Below are 24,327 nucleotides of genomic sequence, written 5' to 3' on the forward strand. Positions count from 1 at the left end.
GATTAGAAATAGGAGAAATCATGAGAAAAATATACTTATCTATTTTCACAAGTCTCTTGCTAATGCTGGGACTTGTCAATGTTGCCCAAGCCGATGAATATTTACGCATTGGGATGGAAGCAGCATATGCTCCCTTTAACTGGACTCAGGATGATGATAGCAATGGAGCTGTCAAAATCGATGGAACCAACCAGTATGCCAACGGATACGATGTTCAAATCGCCAAGAAAATCGCTAAGGACTTAGGTAAAGAACCTTTGGTTGTTAAAACAAAGTGGGAAGGTCTAGTTCCTGCCCTTACTTCTGGTAAGATTGACATGATTATCGCAGGTATGAGTCCTACTGCCGAGCGTAAACAAGAAATTGCCTTTTCAAGCAGTTACTACACTAGCGAACCTGTCCTACTTGTCAAAAAAGATTCTGCCTATGCAAGTGCTAAATCTTTAGATGACTTTAATGGTGCGAAAATCACTTCTCAACAAGGTGTCTACCTTTATGACTTGATTGCACAAATCCCAGGCGCTAAAAAAGAAACAGCCATGGGAGACTTCGCTCAAATGCGCCAAGCTCTTGAGGCTGGTGTCATCGATGCCTATGTTTCTGAACGACCAGAAGCACTGACTGCTGAAGCTGCGAACTCTAAGTTCAAGATGGTTCAGGTAGAACCAGGTTTCAAAACTGGGGAAGAAGATACAGCTATCGCCATTGGACTTCGTAAAGATGACAATCGTATTAGCCAAATCAATGCCAGCATTGAAACCATTTCAAAAGATGACCAAGTTGCCTTGATGGATCGTATGATTAAGGAACAACCTGCCGAAGCTACAACAACTGAAGAGACTAGCAGTAGTTTCTTTAGCCAAGTCGCTAAAATTCTTTCTGAAAACTGGCAACAACTCTTGCGTGGTGCTGGTATCACTCTTTTAATCTCTATCGTCGGAACCATCATAGGTCTCATTATCGGCCTTGCCATTGGTGTCTTCCGTACTGCTCCTCTCTCTGAGAATAAGGCCATTTACAGCTTACAAAAACTAGTCGGCTGGATCCTCAATGTCTATATTGAAATTTTCCGTGGTACGCCAATGATTGTTCAATCGATGGTTATCTACTATGGAACTGCCCAAGCTTTCGGGATCAACCTTGACCGCACACTAGCTGCTATCTTCATCGTTTCGATCAACACCGGTGCCTACATGACCGAAATCGTTCGTGGTGGTATCCTAGCAGTTGACAAGGGACAATTTGAAGCCGCAACTGCACTCGGTATGACTCATAACCAAACCATGCGTAAGATTGTCCTACCTCAGGTAGTCCGTAACATCCTACCAGCAACTGGTAATGAATTTGTCATCAATATCAAAGATACATCTGTATTGAACGTTATCTCTGTTGTCGAACTTTATTTCTCAGGAAATACAGTGGCAACGCAAACCTATCAATACTTCCAGACATTTACAATCATCGCCGTGATTTACTTTGTCCTCACCTTCACCGTAACACGTATCCTACGCTTCATCGAACGCCGCATGGACATGGATAACTATACTACAGGTGCTAACCAAATGCAAACGGAGGATTTGAAATAATGACACAAGCAATCCTTGAAATTAAACACCTCAAAAAATCCTATGGACAAAACGAAGTGCTAAAAGATATTTCTCTCACTGTCCACAAGGGAGAGGTCATCTCTATCATCGGAAGCTCTGGAAGCGGGAAATCAACCTTCCTACGCTCCATTAACCTACTTGAAACACCAACTGATGGACAAATCCTTTATCATGGACAAAACGTCCTCGAAAAAGGCTATGACCTCACGCAATACCGTGAAAAGTTGGGAATGGTTTTCCAATCCTTTAACCTCTTTGAAAATCTCAACGTGCTTGAAAATACCATCGTCGCTCAGACAACTGTCCTTAAACGTGAACGAACAGAAGCTGAAAAGATTGCCAAAGAAAACTTGGAAAAGGTCGGCATGGGAGAACGCTACTGGCAAGCCAAACCAAAACAACTCTCAGGTGGTCAAAAACAACGTGTGGCCATCGCTCGCGCTCTTTCAATGAATCCTGACGCTATTCTCTTTGATGAACCAACATCAGCTCTCGATCCAGAAATGGTTGGAGAGGTCCTCAAAATCATGCAGGATCTAGCTCAGGAAGGCTTGACTATGATTGTCGTAACCCACGAAATGGAATTCGCCCGTGATGTCTCTCACCGTGTTATCTTTATGGATAAGGGGGTGATTGCTGAAGAAGGCAAACCAGAAGACCTCTTCACCAATCCTAAAGAAGACCGTACAAAAGAATTCCTTCAACGCTATCTCAAATAAAAAGAAAAGGCTGCATCAATCGTGCAGTCTTTTTACTAGCCAAAAAATGAAAAGGCAGACCCTATTCAAGAATCCACCATTATCCAAAGATTAATCTTCAAATTTTTCATGATTTTTATCATAGAAATCAATTAAACCTAGAGCCGTTTCAAACGAAATATTTTTAACTTTTGCACGCCCCTGCGCTAGAGCAATGATAGACATTTCACGCGCATTCGTTTCTTTAGAGATACGGTAGCCTGTGATTTTCTTATCACGAACCCAGCCAACAACTGATTCTACTTTTTCAAAGTTTGACTTAGCCATGTCCTTCTCCTATTTTCTTCTTTACGATATTTAATTGTATACGTTTTTATGCCTTTTGTCAATAAAAAAACATATATTCAATAAAATTAATGATTTATTTTCCTATTACTATCTTATTAAAGCCGATAATATATAGGTTTTTCCTTGCTATAAACCATTAGTAAATACCTTTAAAATAATTGTATTATTAACTCTTTTGTTTGTAAAAATATTCATGCTTTGCAAATAGCAATTCTTGATAGATTAGACAGGTTTTATCTTCAACTTTATTCTATTTATCCACTTAAAATCAAAATTTCCAATAGCAGAAGCATCTAAATCCACACTATTCTAACTATTCTTCCCCTTCTCCTTCTTTGATATTCTTCCTGCCTTTATAAGCACTTTTCACTTGCTCAACTAATACTATTTATTTACTTTATCAATATTCCTTTTTGTTTCTTTAAACCAATAAAAAGATTGGTAATTAAGAAACAATAGTATCCTATCTTTCAACATTTTCTACTGTTTTTATCTTCCTAGTATCTCATCACTCTTCTCAGTTAACTCAGTATAAGGCTTCTCATTAGTATTGATTATTTTTTCTAATTCCTATTATATTTAGCCAAATTTCAGATTAGACATATATGAAATAGTGGATTTCAAAAATACTCCATATATATAACAAGTAATTTTACTCCCTTACTATAAACTGAATCAAAAAATAATAGGTACTATAATGACTTGTGATAGAAATAGCCTAATCGATTTCCTAAGTCCATAGGAATCGCCCCCTTTCTTCACCCTCATTATAGCACCTATACATCAGTTGTGCAAATAATATGATATTTTTTTATTAGTCCTCAGACTAGCATATTATAGAGCGTTTCATTACCATTTAAGTTAATATAAGATGGATCAAAACCTTCCATTCGACGAATCAAACCTGCATAATCATGCTTATCTGCCAAGGCAATCCCAATCAATACTGGTCCTGTCCCCTTGCTAGCTCGTTTGATATACTCAAAACGTGTGATATCATCATTTGGTCCCAAGATATCATTTACAAATTCACGCAAGGCCCCTGGACGCTGTGGAAAATTGACCACAAAGTAATGCTTAATCCCATCATAAATCAAGGCACGCTCTTCCATTTCTGGCATACGGTTAATGTCATTATTTCCTCCAGAAATGATACAACAAATAGTTTTCCCCTTGATATATTCAGCTAAAACCTCTAAAGAGGCGATACTAGCCGCTCCAGCAGGTTCTGCGACAATCCCTTGCTTAGAGTAGAGGTCAATCAAGGTTTCAGAAATCAATCCTTCATCGACACCTACCAAAGTTTGAACATGTTGACGAGTTGCCTCATAAGTCAACTGTCCTACCTTTTGCACAGCAATCCCATCTGCAAATTTGTCAATTTCTTTGAGTTTGACTGGTCCACCAGCTTCAAAGGCAGCCTTCATGGAACGAGCTCCATTAGCCTCTACCCCAATGACTTCAATCTCTGGACTTGTTTCCTTGATATAAGTCGAAACTCCAGCAATGAGACCTCCGCCTCCAACAGGGACTAAAACAGCATCGAAATCAATTGATTCTTTTCGAGCTTCTTCTAAAATCTCATAAGCAACTGTCCCTTGACCAGCTTGAACATGGGCATCATCAAAGGGATCAATAAAGGTACGGTTTTCAGAGAGTGTAAATTCTTGAGCTGCTTTAGCTGAGGCATCAAAGGTATCTCCAACTAGTTTAATGGTTACGAAATCCCCACCAAAAAAGCGAACTTGTCCAATTTTTTGTTGCGGAGTAGTAATTGGCATGAAAATAGTTGCAGGAATCTTCATTTCATTGCAAGTATAGGCAACTCCCTGCGCATGATTCCCCGCAGAAGCGCAGACTACCCCACGCTCACGTTCTTCCTTGCTGAGCTGGGAAATGGCATAATAGGCACCACGAATTTTAAAAGAGCGAACACGTTGGGCATTTTCTTTTTTCAAATAAATCTTAGCACCATACTTCTCCGATAAATAATGGTCGTAATCCAGCGGTGTATTCACAACCACACCATTCAAGACCTTATGAGCCTTGATGATATCTTTTGAACTTAACATCTTTTTCTCCTAGACTATTTCATACTTATCTCAATCCATCTTCTTAAAAGAAAGCTGAATTGATTATAAAAGCGAGTTAGGTCCCCCCAACTCGCCTTCACCTTAATTTCTATCAATTAGTTGTAGATTTTGAATGCATCATCGTCGTTTTTACCAACGAATGGCATTGCTTTACGCAATTCTGCACCAACTTTTTCAATTTCAAGGTTAGCTGCTTGTTCACGGTAAGCAGTCAATTTTGGACGTCCAGCTTTATAATCATTCACAAAGTCATTCGCAAATTTACCATTTTGGATGTCCGCCAAGACAGCTTTCATGTTTTCTTTAACTTGCTCAGTGATTACACGTGGACCTGATACATAGTCACCGTACTCAGCAGTGTTTGAAATTGATTGACGCATTTTCTTGAAGCCACCTTCGTAAATCAAGTCAACAATCAATTTCATTTCGTGAAGAACTTCAAAGTAAGCCAATTCTGGAGCGTAACCTGCTTCTGTCAAGACTTCGAAACCTGCTTCGATAAGGGCAGTCAAACCACCACAAAGTACAGCTTGTTCACCAAACAAATCTTCTTCAGTTTCTTCTTTATAAGTTGTTTCAAGAAGACCTACACGAGCTGCCCCAACACCTTTACACCAGTCCATAGCAATGTTTTTAGCATTTCCTGTTGCATCTTGATAAACTGCGTAAAGAGCTGGCACACCAAATCCTTCTTCGTAAGTACGACGTACCAAGTGTCCTGGCCCTTTAGGTGCACACATGAAGACATCTACATCCGCAGGAACTTTGATAAATTCAAAGTGGATGTTGAAACCATGAGCAAATCCAACTGCGTTTCCAGCTTCCAAGTTTGGAGCGATTTCTGCTTCGTACAATTCTTGTTGGATTTCGTCTGGTGCCAAAATCATGATAACATCAGCCAATTTAGTAGCTTCTGCTACTGTGTAAGTGTCAAATCCGTCTTCTTTTGCTTTGTCAAAAGATTTACCTGGACGTACACCGATGATGACATCGCGACCTGAATCACGCAAGTTTTGAGCATGCGCATGTCCTTGTGAACCATAACCGATAACGGCGATTTTTTTACCGTCAAGTGCTGCTACTTTAACATCTTTTTCATATTCCATTTGAACTGCCATAGTTTTTTCTCTCTTTTCTATTATTTATTGCCTTTTAAGCTGATTTAACAAATTTAAGTTGGATTTTTAGTCGCGGGTAAATCCAGTTGCACCCGTTCGAGCAATATTGCGAATACCGTATGGTCGAATGACTCGCAATAGAGCTTCACTCTTTTCAGCATTCCCTGTCATCTGAATGGTAATCGAGCTTGGTGCTACGTCTACCACTGTTGCACGGAAAGGTTGAATAATGGCTAGAATCTCAGCACGCTTCTCTGCTGGCGCTGACATCTTAACCAAAATCACCTCGCGCTCCAAGTGTGGTTTATCCGTAATATCACGAATGCGAATCACATCAATTTGACGATTGAGTTGCTTGATGATTTGCTCCACTTCATCATGTGAAGCCACATCAATAATAATGGTGATACGCGATACATTCGGATCTTCTGTTGCTCCAACAGAAATGCTTTCGATATTAACCTGACGGCGAGACAGGACACCGGTAAAGCGATTGAGGACTCCTGAACGATTTTGTAGTTTTGCTGTTAACATTCTACGCATGGAACTTCACCCCCAACATCTCATGATTACTCTTACCAGCTGGCACCATTGGCAACACCTGCTCCTTACGAGAAATATCTACCTCGATTAGCATAGGAACATCCTCAGTGATGACTTCAAGGTCTTGAGCCAAGGTCTCAGGATTATCAAACTTATAGTTTTTAATGCCATAAGCCTGTGCCATCAATTGGAAATCAGGAAGGGTATCAAAGACTGACTCTGATGTTCTACCTTCATAGAAGGATTCCTGCCACTGGCGAACCATTCCAAGTGAGTGGTTGTTCAGCATAACCACCTTGATTGGCACCTTGTAAATGTTCAAAATAGCCAATTCTTGGTTGGTCATTTGGAAACCACCATCCCCAACGAACAAGACTACTTCCTTATCTGGGTTAGCAATTTTAGCACCGATTGCTGCTGGAATTCCGAATCCCATGGTTCCCAAACCACCTGAAGTCACTAACTGACGTTCATTTTGGTAAGGATAATACTGAGCTGTCCACATTTGGTGTTGACCAACGTCTGTTACCACAATGGCATCACCATTCGTCAACTCACCGATGCGTTCAATAACAGCTTGCGGCTGAACCACACGCTCTTTCTTATCATAAGAACGAACGCGGTTCTTGTCTTTAGTAACTTTTTCAATCCATTTCTCAGTATTGTTATGAACTGTCGGCTCAGCCAGCAACATTTGCAAAGCTTTCTTAGCATCTCCAACTACAGGAATATCTGCACTGATAATCTTACCAATCTCAGCTGGATCAATATCAATGTGAGCAACCTTGGCATTCTTAGCGAAAGTCTTAGGATTCCCCGTCAAGCGGTCATCAAAACGGCAACCAATACTAATCATAAAATCCGCTTCCGTCATGGCAATATTAGCTGCGAATGACCCGTGCATGCCTCCCATTCCAAGGAAGAGTGGATGACTCGTTGCAATCGTTCCTTGTCCCAAAAGACTGGTTACCACTGGAATTTGATAGCGTTCTGCAAATTCATTTAATTCTGCAGCTGCTTCAGCATAACTAATTCCACCACCAGCTAGCAAGACTGGCTTTTTAGCCTTGGATAATTGCTTCAAAATTTTCTTAATTTGCATATCATTTGGCTCAAGAGTTGGTTGATAGCTTGGTAAGTTCACTTCTGGTGAATAAATGAAGTCTGTTTCTAAAGCAGATACGTCTTTAGGTAGGTCAATTACGACTGGCCCTGGTCGACCTGTAGTTGCGATATGAACAGCTTCCGTAATGATACGCGGAATATCAGCCGTCTCACGAACTTGGTAATTGTACTTAGTGATTGGCATGGTAATTCCCACAATGTCTGCCTCCTGAAAGGCATCCTTCCCAATCCCTGCTCGCGCCACCTGACCTGTAAAGACCAAGAGGGGAACACTGTCGCTCATGGCATCTGCAATCCCTGTAATGGCATTTGTTGCTCCTGGTCCGCTAGTGACGACAGCAACACCCAACTTTCCAGTTGATTTGGCATAACCTTCAGCTTCATGCAAACAACCTTGCTCATGGCGTCCTAGAATGTGGCGAATGCCTTTAAAATTATATATCGCATCATAAAAAGGCAAGACCGCACCACCAGGATAACCAAAGATGGTATCAATTCCTAAATCACGAAGTGTTTCCAAAACTAGGTCCGACCCCGTCTTAGGAGATTCTAAACTGATTTTCTCCATTGTTCCCCTTTCTCTTCTCTTAAAAATAACTTGTTACTATCATACCATTTTTTCAAAATTTTTCAAGAGAAAAGAAGAAATTTTCTGAATTTTCTATTTTAACGTTTATTTATGAATATTATTATTGTTTTTATAAGTTTTAAAAGGTAATTTATATTCTTTTTCAACTTATTTCTATTGATAATTATATATTTCTTCCGCAAATTTCTTTAACTCATTTTTATATGTAAATTTTTATGAGTTCATATTTTCAGAATGTATAAAATTTGTCGTAACGTTACAAAAAAGGAAGCCACTAAGTGACTTCCTTCTATAGCGAGGACTGATTAGTCTTCACCTTTGTTTTTCTTAATGATTTCTTCTTGTACTGACTTAGGTACATCTTCGTAGTGGTCAAATACCATCATGAATGTACCACGTCCTTGAGATGCAGAACGAAGAACTGTTGCGTAACCGAACATTTCAGCAAGTGGAACGTAAGCACGAACGATTTGGCTGTTACCATGTGCTTCCATACCATCTACACGTCCACGACGAGCAGTTACGTGACCCATAACATCACCAAGGTTTTCTTCTGGAACAGTGATTGTTACAAGCATCATTGGTTCAAGGATAGCTGGTTGTGCTGATTTAGCAGCTTCTTTAAGAGCAAGTGAAGCCGCAATCTTGAAGGCAGTTTCAGATGAGTCGACATCGTGGTATGAACCATCGTAAAGTTTAGCTTTAACGTCAACCATTGGGTAACCTGCAAGAACACCGTTAGCCATAGATTCTACCAAACCTTTTTCAACCGCTGGGATAAATTCACGAGGAACCACACCACCGACGATTGCGTTTTCGAATTCGAATCCTTTACCTTCTTCGTTTGGACTAAACTCAATCCATACATCACCGAATTGACCTTTACCACCAGACTGACGTTTGAAGAATCCACGTGCTTGAGTAGAAGCGCGGAATGTTTCACGGTAAGATACTTGAGGAGCACCTACGTTCGCTTCAACTTTGAACTCACGACGCATACGGTCAACAAGGACGTCAAGGTGAAGTTCACCCATACCAGAGATAACTGTTTCACCAGTTTCAACGTTTGTCTCAACACGGAATGTTGGATCTTCTTCAGCCAATTTTTGGAGGGCAATACCCATCTTGTCTTGGTCTGCTTTAGATTTTGGCTCAACCATCAACTGGATAACTGGTTCTGGAACGTGGATTGACTCAAGGATGATTTTAGCTTTTTCATCTGTCAATGAATCACCAGTAGTTGTATCCTTCAAACCAATAGCAGCTGCAATATCACCAGCATAAACGGTTTCGATTTCTTGACGACTATTGGCATGCAATTGCACAAGACGTCCGATACGTTCACGTTTACCTTTAGAAGTGTTCATTACGTAAGAACCAGATTGAAGAACACCTGAGTATACACGGAAGAATGTCAAACGACCTACAAATGGGTCTGTTGCAATCTTGAAGGCAAGAGCTGCAAATGGCTCTTCGTCAGATGCTGGACGAGTTTCTTCTTCGTCTGTATCTGGGTTAACACCTTTGATCGCTGGGATATCAAGTGGGCTTGGAAGATAGTCGATAACCGCATCAAGCATCAATTGAACACCTTTGTTCTTGAAGGCAGAACCACACAATACTGGGAAGAATTCAACGTTGATAGTTGCTTTACGGATAGCAGTTTTCAATTCTTCGTTAGTGATTTCTTCACCTTCAAGGTATTTCATCATCAAGTCTTCATCAGTTTCAGCAACTGCTTCAACCAATTTTTCACGGTATTCTTGAGCTTGGTCAAGGTATTCAGCTGGAATATCTTCTTCAAGGATATCTGTACCAAGGTCGTTAGTATAGATTTCAGCTTTCATCTTGATCAAGTCGATGATACCGCGGAAGTCATCTTCAGCACCGATTGGCAATTGGATTGGGTGTGCGTTTGCTTGAAGACGGTCGTGAAGTGTGCTTACTGAGTAAAGGAAGTCAGCACCGATTTTGTCCATTTTGTTGGCAAATACGATACGTGGAACTCCGTACTCAGTTGCTTGACGCCAAACTGTTTCAGTTTGAGGCTCAACACCTGATTGTGAGTCAAGAACAGTAACCGCACCGTCCAATACACGAAGAGAACGTTGTACTTCGATTGTGAAGTCCACGTGTCCTGGTGTGTCGATGATGTTTACGCGGTGGTTGTTCCATTGAGCTGTTGTCGCAGCAGATGTGATTGTGATACCACGTTCTTGCTCTTGCTCCATCCAGTCCATTTGTGACGCACCTTCGTGAGTTTCACCGATTTTGTGGATTTTACCAGTGTAGTAAAGAATACGCTCAGTAGTTGTTGTTTTACCGGCATCGACGTGAGCCATGATACCGATATTACGAGTTTTTTCAAGTGAAAATTCGCGTGCCATGAGGTTTGTTTCTCCTATTTTTTTGATTCCTATTCTATTATAACATGATTTTAATAAAAACGGATAGGCAGGACCTACCCGTTCTCAATGTTTTCATGCTATTGTTGGTTTCAACTTACTAGATGGTAAGTTGAGTTAAACTCAGGCTAAAGTTAGTTAGCCAATTTGAGCTGGAACGGGATGCTGTGTGAAAAAGATAAACTTCCTTGTATTCATCGAATACTGCATCAGTTTCTTATTTTCACCTTGCATCCTTGCCGTTCCTAGCATCATGATTTAGTTGAGCTCAAGCTAAAAGTCTGGAGAAAAAGATGAATCTCATTGGTTGCACTCGCAACCTGCTTTGATTCCCTATTTTCTCTGGGACTTTCTTAACGCTTTCGCATCCTATCTTACCAACGGAAGTGTGCGAATGCACGGTTAGCTTCAGCCATACGGTGAGTGTCTTCACGTTTCTTAACAGCTGCACCAGTATTGTTAGCAGCATCCAAGATTTCTTTTGCAAGACGGTCTTGCATTGTGTGTTCACCACGAAGACGAGCGATTGTTACCAACCAACGAAGTCCAAGTGTTGTACGACGTTCTGGACGAACTTCAACTGGGACTTGGTAGTTAGAACCACCAACACGACGTGCACGTACTTCAAGTACAGGCATGATGTTTTCCATAGCTGTTTCAAATACTTCAAGTGCATCGTTTCCAGTAGCTTCTTTGATTTGCTCAAAGGCACCGTAAACGATTGAAGCAGCTGTACCACGTTTACCATCAAGCATAACGCGGTTGATAAGACGAGTAACTAGTTGTGAATTGTAAAGCGGATCTGGCAATACGTCACGTTTTGGAGCTCTATTTTTACGACTCATTTCTCTTTATCCCCTTTCCTTATGCTTTTGGACGTTTAGTACCGTATTTAGAACGGCCTTGTTTACGATCGTTAACACCTGCAGTATCAAGTGCACCACGGACGATATGGTAACGTACCCCTGGAAGGTCTTTTACACGTCCACCACGAAGAAGCACCACGCTGTGCTCTTGCAAGTTGTGTCCGATACCTGGGATGTAGGCAGTAACTTCGATAAGGTTGCTCAAACGTACACGAGCGAATTTACGAAGGGCTGAGTTAGGTTTTTTAGGTGTCATTGTTCCAACACGAGTTGCAACACCACGTTTTTGTGGTGAAGAAACGTTTGTTTGAACTTTTTTATGACTGTTGTAACCAACGTTCAAAGCTGGTGATTTAGATTTTTCTACTTTTGATTTACGCGGTTTGCGAACCAATTGGTTAATTGTAGGCATCTACATTCTCCTGTGTTTTTTTATTTTTGGTGATGATACACTTGGTGACAGCTATCATCTGTGTGTACTTTTGCAACATTTGTCAGCACGTCCCTGTACACTCTTGAGAGACCAAAAGTAAAAAGTACCGTCTATTATTGTAACAAAATTTTCCATTGGTTGTCAAGATATTTTTCTTTTTTATTGTTAATTTTAGCTCTTTTGTAGTGCTCCCCAAAAAAAGAAAAAGGAGGAATCCCACCCTCCTAAAATTAGTATTGTTCCATTCAATCCCATCAATTTTAGCACATAATGTTCAAAAATATTATATCATCACAACCAACCAGATTCTTTCGCGATATTAGCTGCCTCTGTTCTATTACCTGCATCTAGCTTTGAAAGAATATTGGTGACATAGTTTCGGACTGTTCCGTTGGATAGATAGAGTTTGTCTGCAATTTCTTGGTTAGAGAAGCCCTGAGCAATTCCCTTTAAAACTGCGATTTCTTGTTCTGTCAACGGATTGGGATGCATCATCACCACTTCCATCAATTCAGGCGAATACTCCTTGCGTCCCTCAAGGACGGTGTGCAAGGTTTGCATGAGGTCTGCAATGCTTCGTTCTTTTAATACATAAGCATCTACTCCAGCCTTGACCGCACGTTCAAAATACCCAGGACGCTTGAAGGTCGTCACCACAACCACCTTTGTTTCTAGATTTTCTGCTCGTATCCACTCCAAGACTTCAAGACCTGTCTTAACAGGCATTTCTACGTCAAGGATGGCGATATCTACAGACTCCTTTTCTAATAGTTGGATTGCTTCTTGCCCATTCTTGGCTTGAAGGACAGACTCCACATCTGGTTGAAGCGTGAGCAACTGGCACATGGCATCTCGTAACATACTTTGATCTTCTGCAACAAGTAGTTTCATCTTAGTTTCTCTCCTTATAAGGTAGTCGAACCTGAACTTCTGTCGGTTGTTTCCAACTAATTACCTTTACTTCTCCCGAAAATGGAAGAACACGATCTCGAACTGTATGGAGGTCATCCCCCTTTATAGGAGCAAAGCCACAGCCATCATCTCTCACTGTTAGAATGAGTTCTTTCTCTGCCCGTTCTAATTTTAAGTAGACTTTAGACGCTTTAGCATGTTTGATGATATTGGTCACTAATTCAAGCAAAATCATGGAAGCCGTTGACTCCAATTCCTGAGTTAAGCTAGCTGTATCTAGTTGATTAGCTATTTCCACCTCAATTCCAGCAATTTCTAACATCTTTTTCACAGTCTCTAGTTCGGATGTCAAAGTTCTAGACTTAAGATTTTCCACAATGGTTCGCACTTCACGCATTGATTCTTTGCTAATTTGCTGTATTTCTCTTAATTCCTTTTCCACCTGTGGATAAGCCTGTATTTGAAATAACTGCATGGCTAGATCAGTTTTAACACTAAGCATAGCAAAGGTATGCCCCAGACTATCATGCAAATCTTGACCGATACGACTACGTTCATTTTCAGCTAGCAATAGATTTATCTGGGCATTTTGCTTAGCCTGCGCTTCTTTCAAATCCTCCACAATCCGAATCCGAACCAAGCCAAAAGTCATTAAATCGACAAAAGCAAGAATTACAAGTATATAGAATAGAAACTCAACTTCGATTCTCTGAAAAATCAACAGTTGGCCCACAACAAGGACTTGAGCAAGAAGAAAAGTCCAGACATGTAAAGACTTTAAACTACGTACGCCAAAATGATAAATTAAGAGATTAGATAGGAAAAAGAAAAACCAGATATAATTCACAGCAACAAAGGCAGTATTCCCAACTACATAAGTCAGCATGAGGCTCCAATATAGCCAAGATAGGTACTGGCTCTTAGTTGTTAAAACACCCAAATACGCCACTACAAATAGAATATCACTCAATAAATGCCAGGCAGAAAGCCATCCAGTCACTACAGGAACGATGGGAAAAACCATAAAAATCAAACTGGCCCAATACATATAGTCTATGCTTTTCAGTCTTTCAAGCATTAAGAATTCTCCTTATGACCTTGAAGGTAAATGGTCAAACCAAACAAAACTGCTGAAAAAACAAGTAGATAAACTGTGGCTGATAAATTGATGCCACCCTCGTTTAAGAAGGTCTTGAGCAACTCCATCAACTGATAAGTTGGTAGACACTTCCCGATTGCTTGCATCCAGTCTGGAAATAAAGAGATGGGCATCCAGAGTCCGCCTAAAACAGCCAAGCCTAGATAGAGAAGATTGCCCACGACAGACATTAGCTGACTAGAAGGCAAGAGTGTCAAGGTCAAGCCAATCGCTACAAAAGCTACACTTCCTACTATCAGCAAGAGCGCAGCCCCAATCCAGCTTCCTAAAGGCATATCCACACCTCTGACCAAGTGCCCAACTGAAAAAACAACCAGGATTGAGACCAGATAATCAAACATCATACTTGTTATCTTTGATAGATAATATTCTACCATATTTACCGGAGTATGGCGCAATGTTTTCTGCCAGTTGTTGATTTTATCTGTATGTAAAACAGCTGGGAATGAAAACATAGCTGTCGACATCATGGAAAAGGCTGTCATGGAGATGAGGTAATCACGCATAAAATTAGCCGGTCCACCTGGTGTGTCCTGGTACATGCCTGAAAAGAATAAATAGAAGGCTGTCGGCATCCCTACGGATAATAGATAGTAGACTAATTGTCGTTTGGTCAATAGAAATTCTATCTTATTTAATGCTATCCATTGTTTCATCTTAGTCATCTCCCTTTTGTGTTTCTTCAAAGATTGTATCCAGTAAGCTACGATTATTGACTTCAATTTCTTGAATCCTACATCCTGCTCGGACTAATAGTTCCCAGAAAGCATCTGCTTCGCGTGTGACTACTTGTAGAGCATCCTGTTTTTGTGACCAGTTTTCAACCAAGTTTGACTGTTCGACAACTTCCTTATATGCTAGAGGAAGGATAAAGTGCTTTTCAATCTCCTCACTACGCATAGCTAGAGGCGTTGTATCACGAATCAATTCACCCTTGTGTAGCACCAAGATTCGATCAGCCGTATGCTCCACCTCTTCGATATAGTGAGAAGAATAGACAATGGTCACACCATTTTTCTTTAACTGATCGACAATCTCCCAAAAACGTTGACGAGTTGATGTATCCATAGCCGATGTAGGCTCATCTAAAAAGACAAGCTTTGGTCGCCCAATTAAGGTCAAGATAAAAGAGAAAAGACGCTTCTGCCCACCTGACAATTTTTCTGCAAATTGTTCTTTTTGTTGCTGGTCAAACTGCAATAGTTGATCAATTTCCTGCTCGCTCAAGGGATTTGGATAGATACGTTGAAAGAAAACAATCAACTCTTTTACCTTTAATTTCTGAACGATGACATTTTCTTGAGGGAGGTAGGAACTTGTGTAGTCTAACTTAGAGCTCGTCACTGGCAAGCCTTGGATGGATACTTGACCGCTGGAGACCAGTTTATCTCCAAGCAGACAGTCCAAGAGTGTTGTCTTCCCAGCACCATTTGGCCCAATCAAGGCGACGCATTCACCTTCAGCTACCTCAAAGGAAATATCCTTCAAAATAGCCTTGCCCTTAATGTTTTTATTTAGGCTTTCTACCTCAATCATGTTCATGATATTCTCCTTTCAGCCACTCCTTTCCCATCGGAAAGGCGATAAAAATCATAAATCCTAATCCCCAGGCACCACGGATGAATTGGTGAAGGAAGGCTTGATCAAACCAACCTATAAACATTTCTACCAACCATACCACTAGTGATAGTCCAATAAAAAGATATAGAATCGCTTTTTTCATTTTTCAAACTCCTTTTTCACATCTGAGACTAATTTCAAACCTTCTCGGATAAGCCAGGACATCATTCCAAATCCTGCAAATAGCTCCCAAGGAAAATGATAGAAACCTTCATCCAATCCTGAAAACATGAGATAAGTCATGACTCCTGCTGCTACTAAACTCATTGCGACAATTACTTTATGTTTCATTTTTTCTTCCTCCATTTGATACATCTAGTATAATTCTTTGAAGGTATAGTCACTAGAAGCTTCTGTCATGAGGAAATATGACAAATGTCATAAAAAAAGAAAGTTGTAAAATCAACTTTCTTTTTAATCTATTAAATTTTTATTCCACACTAAATAGGTATGGGTAAACTGGTTGTTGGCCTTGGTGAATCTCTACTTCAACATCTTCGAATTCTTCTGCGATTTCTTGGGCAATTTCATTGGCAAGTTCTTCGCTTCCGTCTTCACCAACATAGAAGGTGACGATTTCACTATCTTCATCCAACATATGTTTCAATGTTTCTGTCAAGGTTTGGTGCATGTCAGGGTTTGACACGAGGATTTTCCCATCCACCATACCAAGATTATCGTTTTCATGGATTTCTAAGCCATCAATGGTTGTATCACGCACAGCTGTTGTGACGCTTCCGCTAACGACATCGCTAAGAGCAGCAGTCATACGCTCTTGGTTTTCTTCGATAGACTTGCTTGGATCAAAGGCAAGAAGACTTGTCAAACCTTGAGGAAGAGTACGAGCCTCTACCACTACTGCTGGTTGCTCCAAAACTTCTGCTGCAGATTGAGCTGCCATGAAAATATTCTTGTTGTTTGGTAGGAAGATGATGTTACGAGCGTTGACCTGTTCAACAGCCTTGATAAAGTCTTCTGTTGAAGGGTTCATAGTTTGACCGCCTTCGATAACATAATCCACACCTTGAGAACGGAAGATATCTGCTAGACCTTTACCAGCCACTACAGCAATCAAAGCATACTCTTTTTCTTCAGCTGGTTTGCTAACTTGAGCAGCTTCTTTCTCAACCTGTGCTTCGTGTTGGTTACGCATATTGTCAACTTTTACCTTGACCAAGCTACCATATTTGAGACCTTCTTGCATAACAAGTCCTGGATCTTCTGTATGGACATGGACTTTGACAATTTCATCATCATTGACAACAAGGAGAGAATCCCCGAGTTCATTCAAGTAGTTACGGAATTCGTCGTAGTCAAAATCTTTGGCATAGGTTGGACCTTGCTTAAGAGCTACCATGATTTCAGTACAGTAACCAAAGGTGATGTCCTCAGTCGCTACGTGACCAGCTACAGACTTATGATGTTCAGCATTGATCATTTCACTCATGTTGGCCGGAGTCGCTACAAAGTCCTCAGATGCAATATATTCGCCAGTAAGGGCTGAGAGGAAACCTTCGTAGATGAAGACCAATCCTTGACCACCTGAGTCCACAACGCCAACTTCCTTCAAGACTGGAAGCATATCTGGCGTTTTAGCTAGAGCTGTTTTAGCACCTTCCAAGGCTGCACGCATTACTTCAACAGCATCATCTGTTTGCTCAGCTTTTTTCTTAGCACCGATAGCAGCACCACGAGAAACTGTCAAAATCGTTCCTTCAACTGGTTTCATAACTGCCTTATAAGCAACTTCCACACCTGATTGGAAGGCAAGAGCCAAATCTTGACCTGTTAACTCGTCTTTATCCTTGATGGCTTGTGAAAATCCGCGGAAAAGCTGAGATGTAATAACTCCTGAGTTCCCACGCGCACCCATCAAAAGACCTTTTGCAAGAATGCTTGCCACCTCTCCAACAGTAGAAGCTGGCTTGTCTGCAACTTCTTTAGCACCATTTTCAATGGTCATTCCCATATTTGTACCAGTATCTCCATCTGGAACTGGAAAGACGTTTAATGAATTGACATATTCAGCTTGCTTATTCAAACGAGTTGATGCAGCCTGCACCATTTCTTGAAATAAGCTAGTAGTAATTTTTGACACGGTTATTCTCCTACAACTTTGATATTTTGAATGTATACATTTACAGTCTGAGCAGTAATTCCAAGTTGGTTTTCCAAACTAAAACGAACACGCTCTTGAATGTTTTTTGACACTTCGCTAATCTTTGTTCCGTAGCTCAACACGGTATATACATCAACTGCAATACTGCCATCTTCGGACGCTTTTACGACGACACCTTTAGAATAATTTTCCTTACCTAGAAGGGCTTGGAAGTTATCTTTGAGGGCATTTTTACTAGCCATACCGACCACACCAAAAATCTCAGTTGCTGCTCCACCTACGACGGTTGCTATCACTTCATCTGTTAGTTCGATTTGACCATCTTTTGTATTAATTTTTACAGTCATCCTTTTTACCTCAACTAGTTGATACTCTATTTTATCATATTTCATTCCAAGTGTAAAAGCAGAATACTGTATCAGCGGATATTTACTCTATTTTTCAAATGATTTTATATCTACAGTAAAAGAAAAAAGACCATAAGGTCTCCTTACTTTTATTATTAAACGCGTTCAACTTTACCTGATTTCAAAGCACGAGCTGAAGCCCAAACTTTTTTAGGTTTACCATCGATAAGAACAGTAACTTTTTGAAGGTTTGGTTTTACGGCACGTTTTGTTTGGTTCATCGCGTGTGAACGGTTGTTTCCTGATACAGTCTTACGACCTGTAAAGTAACATACTTTAGCCATTTGTGTTTTCCTCCTATTAGATCTAATATAGCGGATGTGCTAGCACCACATACTGTACTATGTTATCACACTTTCTCTGTTTTGGCAAGGGGATTGGAAGATTTTTTTATTTGACGTAGACAACACCAAGTTTACCAAAAGCCACTTCCCCGCGAATAATCAAGGTTTTGCTGGTTGGGGCTAGAGGAGTATCTGCCTTGGCTACGCCACAGAAAGTTTCTACCTTTAAATCAACTCCCCAATGTTGAGGAACATAGATAACTGCATTCCCAAAACCGACTTCTATCTTCAAGGTTGCGCTATCTCCCAACATCTCTGCATTGTCATAGTAGATTTTTGCATTCCCAAAAGCAACTTCTACTTGGTCTTCTACAAGATCTTGATCTTGTTTATAGAAAGTCCCACTTCCAAAAGCGACTTCCTTGTCTGTCAGAATGGTCTTTTCACCGTCATACCACCATTTTTTCCCATTCCAAAACTTACTTGAGTGAGTGAGATAGCCAACACCTAGCACTGCTAAGATACTTGCCCAAAATAGAGACTGATTTGGGATAGGCAAAATGTTATAAAAATGATTTGCAATCATTAAGGCTACTAGAGCGGTCAAAACTGCTGATGTCAGGTGACGACGAAGCAAAGATTCAACTGACTGGTAGGCAAAAAAGACGATACCAAGTAAAGGCCATATTTTACCATCCAAAGAAGGAATGCCAAAATTTCCTTGCAACAAAATCCATGCTGCTAAAACCAGCAACACAATACCAAATGCTTTCTTTTTCATGTTCTTACCTCATGTTTCTTAGATTTTCTTTTAGGAGGGATTGATAATGCCGTGACACATGAACCTCCTTGTGGGTCTGATAAAAGGAAATGGTGCCCGTTCCTGAAAAGGATTTGTCCACCGAGTAAACCTGACGGATATTTGCAATAGTCGACTTGGATACCCGACTAAAATATCGAGGAAGGATAGCCTCTAACTCATAGAGTTTAAGTCGAACCTCGTAGGCATCTTTCTGGGTATGGGCGTAAATCTTGCTACCTTCTGTCTCAAAGAAGAGAATTTCCGATAAGTCCAGATAATATTCACCTGTTCCCTTGTAAAAAATCAACCTAGGAGACTTGGACTCTTGCAAGAGCCGCTGTAAATCCGCAATCTCATCTGTCAAAGCCGCTGCCTTGATGACAATTTCAGTTTCCTCTAAATTGCTGTCAATTTCGATTCGTAACTTCATTCCATCTCCTTTCTGACTCTACTATATCAAAGGGAAAATAAGAAAACAAGAGCAAAAAAGCAAGTGGTTACTTTAGACTCGTAAGTGGTTGTGGGACCACCTTAACTTACAGGTCAACATAGAAAGAAAATCACACCCCATACAAGAGCACAAATATAGCCAACCACTACATCCTTGGGATAATGCACGCCACCTAAGACTCTCACTAGACCTAGGAAGGCTGATAATGTCAAACAAATCATCCCTATAGGTAGACTAGCATGCATGCAAGCCATGGAGATAATGGTTGCTGAAAAGACATGACGACTGGGCATTGACTGACCAGGACTATCTCTGTCAAGTAAGGGTTTAATATCCCATTCCTCATAAGGCCTAGGGGCATTGATTTTCTTACGAAGAAAGGACAAAATCACAAAACCTGATGCAGGGATAAACACATAGATCAAGACCTGTTTCCCAAGTCCTTCTTGAAGATAGGTAGTTGCTAACAAGGTTAGATAAATCATAGGCATAACTACCGTCATGAACCGATTGAAAGTTCTTAACAGTCTCAGAAAGATAGGCTTATTTTCAATCTTACTAGCAATATGGTCATACCATTCTTGATAATTTTTCATATATTTTCTCATCACTTACTCAAATTTTGCTTATAGGGAAGCACTTGTCTTCTAGTATAGTGCAGAAAAAGAAGGCCGTCAAGCCTTCTTTGGGTTTATTCTTCTGCTTCATCTTCTGTAAACTGACTGTTGTAGAGGTCAGCGTAGAAACCAGCTTGTGCCATCAGCTCCTCATGATTGCCTTGCTCGATAATATTTCCATCTTTCATAACCAGAATAAGATCAGCATTTCGAATAGTAGACAAGCGGTGGGCGATGACAAAGGAAGTTCTTCCCTCCATCAAACGGTCCATGGCTTTCTGGATTAATTCTTCCGTCCGTGTATCAACCGAAGATGTCGCTTCATCTAGGATTAGGAGTGGTGCATCTTTCAACAAAGCACGAGCAATGGTCAAGAGTTGTTTTTGTCCGACAGACAAGGTTACTGTATCATCCAAGACAGTATCATAACCATCTGGCAGGGTCATGATAAAGTGGTGAATCCCCACAGCCTTGCTGGCTTCAATCACACGCTCATCACTAATACCTGTTTGGTTATAGATGAGATTGTCGCGAATGGTCCCTTCAAAGAGCCAAGTGTCCTGCAAGACCATTGAAAAGGCATCATGTACTTCCGAACGCTTCATCTCCTTGGTATCCACGCCATCGATGCGGATACTTCCCTTACCAATCTCATAGAACTTCATCAAAAGATTGACAATGGTTGTCTTCCCAGCTCCTGTCGGCCCTACAATAGCAACCTTTTGACCTGCATGAGCTGTCGCAGAAAAGTCATGTATAATGGTTCGCTCTGGTGTGTAACCAAAGGAAACTCGATCAAAGACCACTTGACCTTTCATGTCGCTCAATTGTCTTTCTTTATGGGATTCATCTTCCATTTCCTCTTCACCTAAGAATTCGAAGACACGCCCCATGGCTGCGCTAGCCTGTTGCAGACTAGTAATCCCTTGAGCGATTTGTGAAAGAGGCTGAGAAAAGATACGAACGTAGGCCATAAAGGCAACGATAATCCCGATGCTAATCTGCCCATTCAAGGTCAAGGCTGCACCAACGATAATCACCAAGGCATAGCTAAAGTTACCAATAAACATCATAATCGGCATCATAATCCCTGAAATAAATTGAGATTTCCAGATACTATCATACAGACGATTGTTTAATTTCGCAAACTCTTCTTTCGTGCTCTCGATAGCATTATAACTGGTCACCACATTATGGCCAGAGTACATTTCCTCCACATAGCCATTGACAGCCGCCAAATCCTGTTGCTGACTCTTAAAGAATCCCTGCGATTTGCCCATAAAAACGGACACGAAAGCAAAACCGATTAGAGTTGAAACAACCGTCACCAAGGCTAAAATCCAGTTCATCCCAAACATGGTTACCAAGACGGCCACGACCAGTAAAGTGGATGAAAGAACTGTTCCCAGACTTTGATTGAGGGACTGGGCTGCAGTGTCAACGTCATTGGTTACACGAGACAAGGTATCTCCTTGAGAATGTCCATCAAAATACCCCAATGGAAGACGATTAATTTTCTCTGCAATCGCTGTTCTCAAACGCTCTGAAAAACGTTGTATGGCTGTTGTAAACAGAAAGGCTTGCAAATAATTTGATAGAAGCCCAATCACATAGATGACGGCCAAAAAACTACCAATAGCTGCAACCGCCGCGACATCCACACTTGTTTCCAAACCACTGGCAATAATATTAGTCATTTCCTTGATGCGGGTTGGACCATAAACAGTAATGATATTGGATAAGATTGTTGCTAGAAAGGCTATAAGAAGGGCAAACTGGAGACCTGCAAGATAGGGTTTACTCTGTTTCCAAAGAGACATTTTCTTATTTTCCATGTTCCAATTCCTCCTTCGATAGTTGTGAATAGGCAATTTCTTGGTAAACTTCGTTATTAGCTAGAAGTTCCTTGTGGGTGCCTTGTCCCACTACTTTTCCTTGATCCAAGACCAAAATCAAATCTGCATCCATAATCGTTGAAATACGCTGTGCAACGATAAGCTTGGTCATAGACTTGGTTTTCTCTGCTAGCTCTTGGCGTAGGACACGGTCTGTCTTGTAGTCCAAGGCTGAGAAGGAGTCATCAAAGATGAGGATTTCTGGCCTCCGAGCCAAGGCACGCGCAATGGCCAGACGCTGTCTTTGGCCGCCTGAGAAGTTGGTTCCTCCTTGGGCCACTTCTGACGATAAGCCCGCTTCCTTGTCTTCGATAAAGTTTTTAGACTGGGCCAATTCCAGAGCTTGCCACATAGTCTGCTCACTAAGCGGTGTTTCTTGACTCTGTCCAAAGTCTAAATTGCCTTTGACATCACCTGAAAAGAGAACCGCTCTCTGAGGAATATAACCAACCTTGTTGCGCAAATCTTCCAAGTCATAGTCTTGAACATTGACTCCGTCCACTAGAATTTCTCCATCTGAAACATCGTAGAAACGTGGAATCAGATTGACTAGAGTTGATTTACCAGAACCTGTTGACCCAATAAAGGCCACTGTTTGACCAGCTTCTGCTCTAAAGCTAACATGCTCAATAACCGCCTCCGAATTTACCGCATAGCGGAAGGTCACATCCTTAAACTCGACCTGACCTTTGAGATTTTCATCAGCCAGCTGCACTTGAGCAGGGTTTTGGATAGAAGAATGCAAATCTAAAACTTGATTAATCCGCTTAGCAGAGACCATAGTTCGGGGAAGAACGATGAAGAGCGCCCCCATAAGAAGGAAGCCCATGACAACCTGCATAGCATAAGACATGAAAACAACCATGTCACTAAAGAGAGGCAGACGCGCTGTTGGAGCAGCATCGCTGATTACATAGGCCCCAATCCAGTAAATCGCCACACTCAAACCACTTGAAATTCCCATCATGATGGGGTTCAAAATAGCCATAAGACGATTGACAAACAAATTCAAACGTGTCAGCTCATCATTTGCTGCTGCAAATTTTTCATTTTGGTAATCCTCTGCATTGTAGGCACGAACAACACGAATACCTGTTAAACTTTCACGAGTGATACTGTTCAGTTTATCAGTCAGACTTTGAATCAAGGATTGTTTTGGAAAGGCTAGCGTCATCAAAACTGTCGTCATCAAAACATTGACAATCACTGCCACAAGTACGGCCCAGAGCCAGTATTCTGAATGACCTAAAATCTTCCCGATGGCCCAGATAGCCATAATCGGACCACGCGTAACCACTTGCAAGCCCATAGTGATCAGCATCTGAACTTGAGTAATATCATTAGTGGTACGAGTTAGGAGACTGGGAATAGAGAATTTCTTAATCTCTGTCTGTGAGTAGTCTAAAACTCGGTTAAAAATATCACTTCTCAGCCTACTAGTGTAAGAAGCAGCCACTCTGGATGCAAAAAATCCAACTGCGACTGCAGACAAGAAGGCAAAAAAAGACATTCCAACCATCATGCTTGCCGGCTGCCATAACTCATCTAAATTAGTTCCTTGACTACCTAGCAAATCCGTGATTTTAGAGATATAGGTCGGCACTTCCAGCTCTAGATAGACCGAAAAGCAGGTAAAGAGAATGGCTAGTAAGATCATCCCCCATTCTTTTCTACTAATTCGTTTAGCTAATTTCTTCATTCTCTCCTCCTATTCTCTTGATATTTTCCTGTAGTTGATTGAGGACTTTCTCAAAAATCAGTAATTCATCTTCATCTACATCTTCTATCAACTGGTTGTCAATGCGTTCAAAGAAGGCCTTGACCTGTTGCACTTGAGAACGCGATTTGTCCGTCAGACGAACAAACTTAGCCCTCTTATCAACAGGACTCGTCTCCAATTCCACCAAACCATTTTGCACCATACGCTTGACCAAATTACTAGCAACAGACTTGCTAATATTGAGTTCTTGTTCAATATCCTTGATGAGCGTTAATTCTTGTTCATGCTCACGCCAACCTAAAAAACGCAGGACTTGTCCTTGAGGTCCACCCATAAATTCAATACCACAACGTTTGGCTTCCTTTTGTACCATCAGATGTACCTGGTGTCCAAAACGTTTTAAAACCAACATCGGTTTATCCATACTTACTCCTTTCTAACCATTGCATTTGGTTCTCCTGAGAACTAAATAGGTTTTCATGAGAACTATTTTATCATTTTCAGAAAAGATGTCAA

At 40.9% G+C, this 24,327-nt stretch carries 25 protein-coding genes; 2 read left to right on the top strand and 23 right to left on the bottom strand.

Translation table 11 applies throughout. From position 1 onward, the window contains the following. Window positions 1–20 precede the first annotated feature (20 nt). Together DXN33_RS04535 and DXN33_RS04540 are read left to right on the top strand one after the other, a co-directional pair. Window positions 21–1,586, top strand: a complete 1,566-nt coding sequence (locus tag DXN33_RS04535) for an ABC transporter substrate-binding protein/permease (protein WP_115904490.1) — start codon at window positions 21–23, stop codon at window positions 1,584–1,586. Beyond that, complete coding sequence (locus DXN33_RS04540; protein WP_000189477.1) at window positions 1,586–2,326, top strand: amino acid ABC transporter ATP-binding protein; 741 nt, start codon at window positions 1,586–1,588, stop codon at window positions 2,324–2,326. The genes DXN33_RS04535 and DXN33_RS04540 overlap by 1 nt, the downstream gene beginning before the upstream one ends. Window positions 2,327–2,416: 90 nt before the next feature. Here the strand turns inward: DXN33_RS04540 and DXN33_RS04545 are convergent, their stop codons facing one another. The 23 genes from DXN33_RS04545 to DXN33_RS04660 all read right to left on the bottom strand — a co-directional run bounded on the left by DXN33_RS04545 (window position 2,417) and on the right by DXN33_RS04660 (window position 24,235). Then, the gene (locus DXN33_RS04545; RefSeq protein WP_001130035.1) at window positions 2,417–2,632 is read right to left on the bottom strand and encodes a hypothetical protein; all 216 of its coding nucleotides are present in this window, start codon (window positions 2,630–2,632) and stop codon (window positions 2,417–2,419) included. An 842-nt stretch (window positions 2,633–3,474) separates the two neighbouring features. Beyond that, window positions 3,475–4,725 (bottom strand): threonine ammonia-lyase IlvA, encoded by a 1,251-nt coding sequence (gene ilvA / locus DXN33_RS04550; RefSeq protein ID WP_033682348.1) that lies wholly within the window; start codon window positions 4,723–4,725, stop codon window positions 3,475–3,477. Window positions 4,726–4,841: 116 nt separating this feature from the next. Beyond that, window positions 4,842–5,864, bottom strand: coding sequence for a ketol-acid reductoisomerase (gene ilvC / locus DXN33_RS04555; protein WP_000290683.1), 1,023 nt, complete (start codon window positions 5,862–5,864; stop codon window positions 4,842–4,844). A 66-nt stretch (window positions 5,865–5,930) separates the two neighbouring features. Then, window positions 5,931–6,407: an acetolactate synthase small subunit gene (gene ilvN / locus DXN33_RS04560; RefSeq protein ID WP_001253803.1), complete on the bottom strand. Its 477-nt coding sequence runs from the start codon at window positions 6,405–6,407 to the stop codon at window positions 5,931–5,933. Beyond that, window positions 6,400–8,100 carry an acetolactate synthase large subunit gene (locus tag DXN33_RS04565; protein ID WP_000411735.1) on the bottom strand — a complete coding sequence of 567 codons (1,701 nt, stop codon included), beginning with the start codon at window positions 8,098–8,100 and terminating at the stop codon, window positions 6,400–6,402. Before DXN33_RS04565 ends, ilvN begins: the two co-directional genes overlap by 8 nt. A gap of 326 nt (window positions 8,101–8,426) precedes the next feature. Further along, a complete protein-coding gene (gene fusA / locus DXN33_RS04570) occupies window positions 8,427–10,508 on the bottom strand; it encodes an elongation factor G (RefSeq protein ID WP_115904491.1) in 2,082 nt (693 codons plus the stop codon). Between the two features lie 392 nt (window positions 10,509–10,900). Continuing rightward, the gene (rpsG, locus tag DXN33_RS04575; RefSeq protein ID WP_000087873.1) at window positions 10,901–11,371 is read right to left on the bottom strand and encodes a 30S ribosomal protein S7; all 471 of its coding nucleotides are present in this window, start codon (window positions 11,369–11,371) and stop codon (window positions 10,901–10,903) included. Between the two features lie 19 nt (window positions 11,372–11,390). Continuing rightward, window positions 11,391–11,804 carry a 30S ribosomal protein S12 gene (gene rpsL, locus DXN33_RS04580; protein WP_001142332.1) on the bottom strand — a complete coding sequence of 138 codons (414 nt, stop codon included), beginning with the start codon at window positions 11,802–11,804 and terminating at the stop codon, window positions 11,391–11,393. Window positions 11,805–12,116: 312 nt separating this feature from the next. Continuing rightward, window positions 12,117–12,716, bottom strand: coding sequence for a response regulator transcription factor (locus tag DXN33_RS04590; RefSeq protein ID WP_115904492.1), 600 nt, complete (start codon window positions 12,714–12,716; stop codon window positions 12,117–12,119). A gap of 1 nt (window position 12,717) precedes the next feature. After that, window positions 12,718–13,815: a sensor histidine kinase gene (locus DXN33_RS04595; RefSeq protein ID WP_115904493.1), complete on the bottom strand. Its 1,098-nt coding sequence runs from the start codon at window positions 13,813–13,815 to the stop codon at window positions 12,718–12,720. Continuing rightward, the gene (locus tag DXN33_RS04600) at window positions 13,815–14,552 is read right to left on the bottom strand and encodes an ABC transporter permease (RefSeq protein ID WP_115904494.1); all 738 of its coding nucleotides are present in this window, start codon (window positions 14,550–14,552) and stop codon (window positions 13,815–13,817) included. Before DXN33_RS04600 ends, DXN33_RS04595 begins: the two co-directional genes overlap by 1 nt. 1 nt (window position 14,553) lies before the next feature. Next, complete coding sequence (locus tag DXN33_RS04605) at window positions 14,554–15,438, bottom strand: ABC transporter ATP-binding protein (RefSeq protein ID WP_115904495.1); 885 nt, start codon at window positions 15,436–15,438, stop codon at window positions 14,554–14,556. Further along, window positions 15,425–15,619: a hypothetical protein gene (locus tag DXN33_RS04610; protein WP_115904496.1), complete on the bottom strand. Its 195-nt coding sequence runs from the start codon at window positions 15,617–15,619 to the stop codon at window positions 15,425–15,427. Before DXN33_RS04610 ends, DXN33_RS04605 begins: the two co-directional genes overlap by 14 nt. Next, window positions 15,616–15,822 (bottom strand): hypothetical protein, encoded by a 207-nt coding sequence (locus DXN33_RS04615; RefSeq protein WP_025170070.1) that lies wholly within the window; start codon window positions 15,820–15,822, stop codon window positions 15,616–15,618. The genes DXN33_RS04610 and DXN33_RS04615 overlap by 4 nt, the downstream gene beginning before the upstream one ends. Window positions 15,823–15,946: 124 nt before the next feature. Continuing rightward, window positions 15,947–17,614: a DAK2 domain-containing protein gene (locus tag DXN33_RS04620; RefSeq protein WP_000036655.1), complete on the bottom strand. Its 1,668-nt coding sequence runs from the start codon at window positions 17,612–17,614 to the stop codon at window positions 15,947–15,949. Between the two features lie 2 nt (window positions 17,615–17,616). Next, window positions 17,617–17,982, bottom strand: a complete 366-nt coding sequence (locus DXN33_RS04625) for an Asp23/Gls24 family envelope stress response protein (protein ID WP_115904497.1) — start codon at window positions 17,980–17,982, stop codon at window positions 17,617–17,619. Between the two features lie 155 nt (window positions 17,983–18,137). Beyond that, complete coding sequence (gene rpmB, locus DXN33_RS04630) at window positions 18,138–18,326, bottom strand: 50S ribosomal protein L28 (protein WP_001140948.1); 189 nt, start codon at window positions 18,324–18,326, stop codon at window positions 18,138–18,140. Window positions 18,327–18,432: 106 nt separating this feature from the next. Continuing rightward, window positions 18,433–19,107: a LiaF transmembrane domain-containing protein gene (locus tag DXN33_RS04635; protein WP_115904498.1), complete on the bottom strand. Its 675-nt coding sequence runs from the start codon at window positions 19,105–19,107 to the stop codon at window positions 18,433–18,435. A 4-nt stretch (window positions 19,108–19,111) separates the two neighbouring features. Continuing rightward, window positions 19,112–19,558: a LytTR family DNA-binding domain-containing protein gene (locus DXN33_RS04640; protein ID WP_000776606.1), complete on the bottom strand. Its 447-nt coding sequence runs from the start codon at window positions 19,556–19,558 to the stop codon at window positions 19,112–19,114. A 113-nt stretch (window positions 19,559–19,671) separates the two neighbouring features. Further along, window positions 19,672–20,175, bottom strand: coding sequence for a phosphatase PAP2 family protein (locus tag DXN33_RS04645; protein WP_181897288.1), 504 nt, complete (start codon window positions 20,173–20,175; stop codon window positions 19,672–19,674). Between the two features lie 95 nt (window positions 20,176–20,270). Continuing rightward, complete coding sequence (locus tag DXN33_RS04650) at window positions 20,271–22,031, bottom strand: ABC transporter ATP-binding protein (RefSeq protein WP_115904500.1); 1,761 nt, start codon at window positions 22,029–22,031, stop codon at window positions 20,271–20,273. Beyond that, window positions 22,021–23,790, bottom strand: coding sequence for an ABC transporter ATP-binding protein (locus DXN33_RS04655; RefSeq protein ID WP_115904501.1), 1,770 nt, complete (start codon window positions 23,788–23,790; stop codon window positions 22,021–22,023). Before DXN33_RS04655 ends, DXN33_RS04650 begins: the two co-directional genes overlap by 11 nt. Beyond that, the gene (locus DXN33_RS04660; RefSeq protein ID WP_094753237.1) at window positions 23,774–24,235 is read right to left on the bottom strand and encodes a MarR family winged helix-turn-helix transcriptional regulator; all 462 of its coding nucleotides are present in this window, start codon (window positions 24,233–24,235) and stop codon (window positions 23,774–23,776) included. Before DXN33_RS04660 ends, DXN33_RS04655 begins: the two co-directional genes overlap by 17 nt. Window positions 24,236–24,327 lie beyond the last annotated feature (92 nt).

The organism is Streptococcus sp. NM (assembly GCF_003390135.1).
In the GTDB taxonomy this organism is placed as follows: domain Bacteria; phylum Bacillota; class Bacilli; order Lactobacillales; family Streptococcaceae; genus Streptococcus.

Bases quoted from the DNA above. Each gene is read 5' to 3' on its own strand.
- DXN33_RS04535 (WP_115904490.1), top strand. From the start codon at position 21: ATGAGAAAAATATACTTATCTATTTTCACAAGTCTCTTGCTAATGCTG.
- DXN33_RS04540 (WP_000189477.1), top strand. From the start codon at position 1,586: ATGACACAAGCAATCCTTGAAATTAAACACCTCAAAAAATCCTATGGA.
- DXN33_RS04545 (WP_001130035.1), bottom strand. From the start codon at position 2,632: ATGGCTAAGTCAAACTTTGAAAAAGTAGAATCAGTTGTTGGCTGGGTT.
- ilvA (WP_033682348.1), bottom strand. From the start codon at position 4,725: ATGTTAAGTTCAAAAGATATCATCAAGGCTCATAAGGTCTTGAATGGT.
- ilvC (WP_000290683.1), bottom strand. From the start codon at position 5,864: ATGGCAGTTCAAATGGAATATGAAAAAGATGTTAAAGTAGCAGCACTT.
- ilvN (WP_001253803.1), bottom strand. From the start codon at position 6,407: ATGCGTAGAATGTTAACAGCAAAACTACAAAATCGTTCAGGAGTCCTC.
- DXN33_RS04565 (WP_000411735.1), bottom strand. From the start codon at position 8,100: ATGGAGAAAATCAGTTTAGAATCTCCTAAGACGGGGTCGGACCTAGTT.
- fusA (WP_115904491.1), bottom strand. From the start codon at position 10,508: ATGGCACGCGAATTTTCACTTGAAAAAACTCGTAATATCGGTATCATG.
- rpsG (WP_000087873.1), bottom strand. From the start codon at position 11,371: ATGAGTCGTAAAAATAGAGCTCCAAAACGTGACGTATTGCCAGATCCG.
- rpsL (WP_001142332.1), bottom strand. From the start codon at position 11,804: ATGCCTACAATTAACCAATTGGTTCGCAAACCGCGTAAATCAAAAGTA.
- DXN33_RS04590 (WP_115904492.1), bottom strand. From the start codon at position 12,716: ATGAAACTACTTGTTGCAGAAGATCAAAGTATGTTACGAGATGCCATG.
- DXN33_RS04595 (WP_115904493.1), bottom strand. From the start codon at position 13,815: ATGCTTGAAAGACTGAAAAGCATAGACTATATGTATTGGGCCAGTTTG.
- DXN33_RS04600 (WP_115904494.1), bottom strand. From the start codon at position 14,552: ATGAAACAATGGATAGCATTAAATAAGATAGAATTTCTATTGACCAAA.
- DXN33_RS04605 (WP_115904495.1), bottom strand. From the start codon at position 15,438: ATGAACATGATTGAGGTAGAAAGCCTAAATAAAAACATTAAGGGCAAG.
- DXN33_RS04610 (WP_115904496.1), bottom strand. From the start codon at position 15,619: ATGAAAAAAGCGATTCTATATCTTTTTATTGGACTATCACTAGTGGTA.
- DXN33_RS04615 (WP_025170070.1), bottom strand. From the start codon at position 15,822: ATGGAGGAAGAAAAAATGAAACATAAAGTAATTGTCGCAATGAGTTTA.
- DXN33_RS04625 (WP_115904497.1), bottom strand. From the start codon at position 17,982: ATGACTGTAAAAATTAATACAAAAGATGGTCAAATCGAACTAACAGAT.
- rpmB (WP_001140948.1), bottom strand. From the start codon at position 18,326: ATGGCTAAAGTATGTTACTTTACAGGTCGTAAGACTGTATCAGGAAAC.
- DXN33_RS04635 (WP_115904498.1), bottom strand. From the start codon at position 19,107: ATGAAAAAGAAAGCATTTGGTATTGTGTTGCTGGTTTTAGCAGCATGG.
- DXN33_RS04640 (WP_000776606.1), bottom strand. From the start codon at position 19,558: ATGAAGTTACGAATCGAAATTGACAGCAATTTAGAGGAAACTGAAATT.
- DXN33_RS04645 (WP_181897288.1), bottom strand. From the start codon at position 20,175: ATGAAAAATTATCAAGAATGGTATGACCATATTGCTAGTAAGATTGAA.
- DXN33_RS04650 (WP_115904500.1), bottom strand. From the start codon at position 22,031: ATGGAAAATAAGAAAATGTCTCTTTGGAAACAGAGTAAACCCTATCTT.
- DXN33_RS04655 (WP_115904501.1), bottom strand. From the start codon at position 23,790: ATGAAGAAATTAGCTAAACGAATTAGTAGAAAAGAATGGGGGATGATC.
- DXN33_RS04660 (WP_094753237.1), bottom strand. From the start codon at position 24,235: ATGGATAAACCGATGTTGGTTTTAAAACGTTTTGGACACCAGGTACAT.